Source organism: Pseudomonas sp. NPDC087817, from assembly GCF_044742875.1.
Classification (GTDB): domain Bacteria; phylum Pseudomonadota; class Gammaproteobacteria; order Pseudomonadales; family Pseudomonadaceae; genus Aquipseudomonas.
Map to the genome: position 1 here is coordinate 1 of NZ_JBIUVJ010000106.1, position 5,338 is coordinate 5,338.

Annotated in this window: 6 protein-coding genes and 1 pseudogene; 1 reads left to right on the top strand and 6 read right to left on the bottom strand. The window is 59.0% G+C overall.

The features are described 5' to 3' along the window. The first annotated feature begins 24 nt into the window (after positions 1-24). Positions 25-669 (top strand): orotate phosphoribosyltransferase, encoded by a 645-nt coding sequence (gene pyrE, locus ACIONG_RS28895; protein WP_007954442.1) that lies wholly within the window; start codon positions 25-27, stop codon positions 667-669. Between the two features lie 172 nt (positions 670-841). Here pyrE and ACIONG_RS28900 read toward each other — a convergent pair whose 3' ends face one another. From ACIONG_RS28900 to dut, 6 genes and pseudogenes are all read right to left on the bottom strand, one after another. Beyond that, positions 842-1,225 (bottom strand): hypothetical protein, encoded by a 384-nt coding sequence (locus ACIONG_RS28900; protein ID WP_401304316.1) that lies wholly within the window; start codon positions 1,223-1,225, stop codon positions 842-844. Beyond that, on the bottom strand, positions 1,212-1,784 hold the full coding sequence (locus tag ACIONG_RS28905) for a hypothetical protein (protein ID WP_401304319.1): 573 nt from the start codon (positions 1,782-1,784) through the stop codon (positions 1,212-1,214). The genes ACIONG_RS28900 and ACIONG_RS28905 overlap by 14 nt, the downstream gene beginning before the upstream one ends. An 18-nt stretch (positions 1,785-1,802) precedes the next feature. Then, a complete protein-coding gene (locus ACIONG_RS28910; protein ID WP_103302597.1) occupies positions 1,803-2,063 on the bottom strand; it encodes a hypothetical protein in 261 nt (86 codons plus the stop codon). 191 nt (positions 2,064-2,254) lie between these two features. Continuing rightward, positions 2,255-3,160, bottom strand: coding sequence for an acetylglutamate kinase (gene argB, locus ACIONG_RS28915; RefSeq protein WP_003229488.1), 906 nt, complete (start codon positions 3,158-3,160; stop codon positions 2,255-2,257). 17 nt (positions 3,161-3,177) lie between these two features. Continuing rightward, positions 3,178-4,554 (bottom strand): annotated as a pseudogene (locus tag ACIONG_RS28920) (phosphomannomutase/phosphoglucomutase); the annotation flags it as partial. Between the two features lie 331 nt (positions 4,555-4,885). Continuing rightward, positions 4,886-5,338 (bottom strand): dUTP diphosphatase (gene dut, locus ACIONG_RS28925; RefSeq protein WP_401304322.1); only part of this gene is annotated, 453 nt, incomplete at its 5' end.

Below are 5,338 nucleotides of genomic sequence, written 5' to 3' on the forward strand. Positions count from 1 at the left end.
TCCGTGGTATTTGGGGTTTTTTTCATGCAAGCGTATCAGCGCGATTTCATTCGTTTTGCCATCGATCGCGGCGTTTTGCGCTTCGGTGAGTTCACCCTGAAGTCCGGGCGCACCAGTCCCTACTTCTTCAATGCCGGCCTGTTCAACTCGGGCTCGGCCCTCGCGCAGCTGGGGCGTTTCTACGCCGCAGCCATTGCCGAGAGCGGCATTCCCTTCGACGTGCTGTTCGGCCCGGCCTACAAAGGCATCCCGTTGGCGGCAACCACCGCCGTCGCGTTGGCTGAACACCACAACCGTGACCTGCCTTGGTGCTTCAACCGCAAGGAAGCCAAGGCCCACGGCGAAGGCGGCAGCCTGGTCGGTGCACCGTTGACCGGCGAAGTGCTGATCATCGATGACGTGATCACCGCGGGCACCGCGATCCGCGAAGTGATGCAGATCATCGCTTCCCAGGATGGCGCCAAGGCCGCAGGCGTGCTGATCGCCCTGAACCGTCAGGAACGTGGCAACGGTGAATTGTCGGCGATCCAGGAAGTCGAGCGCGACTTCGGTATTCCAGTGATCAGCATTGTTTCGCTGAATCAGGTTCTGGAATTCCTCGCTGATGACCCACAGCTCAAGCAGCATTTGCCTGCCGTGGAAGCGTACCGCGCCCAGTTCGGCGTGTAATTGCCTGGAGTGAGCTCTGTGGCGAGGGAGCTTGCTCCCGCTTGAGTGCGTAGCGCTCACAAGATTTTGTGGCCGCTGCGCAGCCCAGCGGGAGCAAGCTCCCTCGCCACAAAAAGTGTTTCACAGTGAAAGACCCCGTTCATTCAGGATGAACGGGGTCTTTTTGTCTGCGCTAGCGCAGGTCGCGCCATTTTTTCAGCAGTTTCAGGGTCAATCTCGCGTTGATCAGTGCAAACGCCAGCAACGCCAGCACCACCATCACGTACAGCGTGCGATCAACGTCAAAGTCCCACAGATCCAGCGTGCTGCTGCGAATAATGCGCACGGCGGCGGGGAGGTTGACGTAAAACAGCGCTGCAAAGGCGCATGTCAGCGGCAACCCACAGTTCAAAAAAGTCCCCATGACCTTTTCTCTGCTGCGTTTTCTCACCTGAAGGCCTTGTTGGTATTCGTCCAGTGCCAAGGCTTCATTGAGCCTGGGCCAAGCCAGATTGAACAGGAAAGTGGTCAGGGTCAGCAGCAATCCACTGACCGCGACGATGTCACCGAACGGCATTGAGCCCCAGCGTGGCACACAGTAAATCGTGGGAATCCTCACTGATCTCGAATTGCCCGGCGCTGCCTTTGCGCTTGGTGATGGGTTTGAAGGTCGGCTCGTTTTGTGTAATCAGCATGTTCAGTTCATCGCGAATCACGTCTGAACTGATGACCACCAGATAGACATCCTTCGCATGTTCCGCAGACTCGACGACCGCGCGCATGCTGTGCTGCAGGATGTCGTCGAGTTGATTGCGGAAGCGCGACACGGTGTTCTTCAGCAAGGTTTTGCTTTGGCTCTGGGTCAGTTGGAAGATTGTCGAGATCTGCGACTCTGTCGGCAATGTCTGCCCAAAGTAACTTTGAATCAGATAGAGCAGGCGGTTCTGTTTGGCCTCGTCGGCTCGGCTGGGCATGCCGCCCTCGACCAGCATTTTCAGGTATTCGGTCAGGCTGGCCTTGGCGATACGCTGCAGGGCGTGGGTGATTTCCGCATCGCCAATCCGCAAGGTCTTCTTGACCGGTTCCTTTTGTTCTTGCTCGAAAGCGTCGGCGTCGATCGTGAACGAGATCTGCATGGCTCAGGCGCTCCGGGATTATTTTTTGTGCGAGGGCCTAATGACCTCGGCGCTCTTGATGCCGGAAGGCTTATCGGTTTTCTGTGGATAGGGATCATTAGGCGCGTCACCTTGTCCGGTCAGGATCTTCCAGCCGTTCAGAACGTGCGCGGTCTTGCGAAATTGCGGGCAGGGCGGCATCGAGGTTTTGGCTTGATTGGAATACTGGTGGCCGCAATCCACGCACTCGTAGGTGCCTGGGGCAACATCACTGCCATAGGGAACGTAGTCTTTTTGCATGGGTAGATCTCCGGTAGGTGAAGGGAAGATCCTAGGGAGATTTGTTCTGATGGGCTGTCGGACGTTTCGCTTAGTGAAGTCAGAAACTTCCTGCGCGCATAAAAAAGATCGCGGACTTCGTCAGTTCCTACAGCACTTTCGTACTGTGTTGCAGGCGCTGCCGCAGACCGCGATCTTTTGTGTTTCAGCAATCAGGGACGCTTGCGATTGCTGATCAGCGTACCCACGCCGGTATCGGTGAAGATTTCCAGCAGGATCGCGTTCGGTACACGACCATCGATGATCAGCGAGCTGCCGACGCCGCCCTGAACCGCTTCCAGCGCACAACGGATCTTCGGCAGCATGCCGCCGTAAATCGTACCGTCGGCGATCAGGTCGTCGACCTGCTGGGTGCTCAGGCCAGTCAGGACCGTGCCCGACTTGTCCATGAGCCCGGCGATGTTGGTCAGCAGCATCAGTTTCTCGGCTTTCAGCGCTTCGGCGACTTTACCGGCCACCAGGTCAGCGTTGATGTTGTACGACTCGCCGTTCTCACCCACGCCAATCGGCGCGATCACCGGGATGAAGTTGCCTTTGACCAGCAGGTTGAGCAGTTCGGTGTTGATCCCGACCACTTCGCCCACTTGGCCGATGTCGATGATTTCCGGCTGAGTCATCTCTGGGGTCTGACGGGTGACGGTGAGCTTTTTCGCACGAATCAGCCCGGCGTCTTTACCGGTCAGGCCGATGGCGCTGCCGCCGTGACGGTTGATCAGGTTGACGATGCTTTTGTTGACTTGGCCGCCGAGGACCATTTCCACCACGTCCATGGTCGCAGCGTCGGTGACGCGCATGCCGTCGACGAAATGGCTTTCGATCGACAGGCGCTTGAGCAGATCACCGATCTGCGGACCACCGCCGTGAACCACCACCGGGTTGATGCCCACGGCTTTCATCAAGACGATGTCGCGGGCGAAGCCGGTTTTCAGCTCCTCGCTTTCCATCGCGTTGCCGCCGTATTTGATCACCAGGGTCTTGCCGACATAACGTCGGATGTAAGGCAACGCTTCGGACAGGACCTGGGCGGTGTGGGCGGCGGCTTCGCGTTCGAGGGTCATTCAGGGCTCCGGGTGAATCAGAACGGTAGTTGGAGATCAGGTGCAACGCGTTTCAGTTGGGCGTGGAACACATCCTTGATGCGCTGCAATTCAGCCTCGTCATCGGCCTCGAAGCGCAGCACCAGCACCGGTGTGGTGTTGGATGCGCGCACCAGGCCCCAGCCTTTGGCGTAGTCGACTCGCACGCCGTCAATGGTGGTCAGGTCAGCGCCTGCGCCCCACTGTGCGTCGTGCAGTGCATCAATGATGCTGAATTTGCTCTCTTCGGTCACATGGATATTGATTTCCGGCGTAGAAATATCGTTCGGGAAGGTCGCAAACAGCTCCTCCGCCGTGGATTTTTCCTTGCTGAGGATCTCCAGCAGCCGTGCGGCGCTGTAGATGCCGTCGTCGAAACCGAACCAGCGCTCCTTGAAGAAGATGTGCCCGCTCATTTCGCCGGCCAACAGGGCACCGGTTTGTTTCATCTTCTTTTTGATCAACGAATGACCGGTCTTCCACATTAGCGGACGACCACCGTATTCCTTGATCAGCGGCACCAGGCGACGGGTGCATTTGACGTCGAAAATGATCTCGGCGTCCGGGTTGCGCGCGACCACGTCACGGGCGAACAGCATCAGCAGGCGATCCGGGTAGACGATGCTACCGGTGTTGGTCACCACGCCGACGCGGTCGCCGTCGCCGTCGAAGGCCAGGCCGATGTCGGCGTTGGTTTCCTTGACCTTGGCGATGAGGTCGACGAGGTTCTCAGGCTTGCCCGGGTCCGGGTGATGGTTCGGGAAGTTGCCGTCGACTTCGCAGAACAGCGGGATGACTTCGCAGTTCAGCGCTTCGATCAGTTGCGGGGCGATCACCCCGGCCGCGCCGTTGCCGCAGTCGACCACCACCTTCATGCGCCGGGCCAGTTTGATGTCCTGGACGATTTCGGTGTTGTAGCGGTCGAGGATCTCGACCTGGGTGACGCTGCCCGTGCCGCTGCTCAGGTTGTTGGTCTTTAGGCGTTCGTGCAGGGCCTGAATCTGTTCGTTGGCGAGGGTGTCGCCAGCGATCACGATCTTGAAGCCGTTGTAGTTCGACGGGTTGTGGCTGCCGGTGAGCATCACCCCGGATTTGCCGGCCAGTACGTTGGCGGCGTAGTACAGCGCAGGGGTCGGTACCAGGCCGACGTCGCTGACGTGGCAGCCGCTCTCGGCAATACCGCGGATCAGTTCTGCGACCAGCTCCGGGCCGGACAAACGGCCGTCGCGACCGACGGAAACGTTAGGCTCACCTTGGGCCAGGCTCTGCGAGCCGATAGCGCGGCCGATCCAGTAAGCGGTTTCGGCATTGAGAAATTCCGGCACAGTGCCGCGAATGTCATAGGCTCGGAAAATGCTGTCGGGCAGCTTCGGGGCGATCTTGGCTGGGGTGCTCATCTACGGAAATGCTCCATCTCGAAAGTGGCGGGACAGACCGACGAATCGTTCGACGGCAGGCTCAAACTGAAGGGTATGACGGCGTTTTCCACAGAGAGTTCGTGGTGTGAAAGGGCCATGACGCCTTGTCTGGCGTGGCTTTCGCCCGGCAAAACCTTGATTTGCGGTGCTAAAACCTGCTGCCGATGTAGCGCATTTTTTGTGGCGAGGGAGCTTGCTCCCGCTGGGTTGCGTAGCGGCCCCAAAGATCTTGTGGGCGCTGCGCACCCAAGCGGGAGCAAGCTCCCTCGCCACAGTAACGGGTTATCTGTTATTTCGTGCCGGTATGGCCGAAACCGCCAGTGCCGCGTTCAGTTTCGACGAACTCTTCAACCATTTCGAAGTGCGCCTGCACCACCGGTACCAGCACCAATTGCGCCAGACGTTCGCCGACGGTCATGGTGAAGTCGGTCTGGCCACGGTTCCAGCAGGACACCATCAGCGGACCCTGATAGTCGGAGTCGATCAGACCGACGAGGTTGCCCAGCACGATGCCGTGTTTGTGGCCCATGCCCGAGCGCGGCAGGATCAGCGCGGCGAGGTTCGGATCGCCGATGTACACCGACAGACCGGTAGGGATCAGCACGGTTTCACCCGGATTGATCACGATGTCCTGTTCCAGCATGGCGCGCAGGTCGAGGCCGGCGGAGCCCGGGGTGGCGTATTGCGGCAGCGGGAATTCGGTGCCGATGCGTGGGTCGAGGATTTTGGCTTGCAAAGCGTG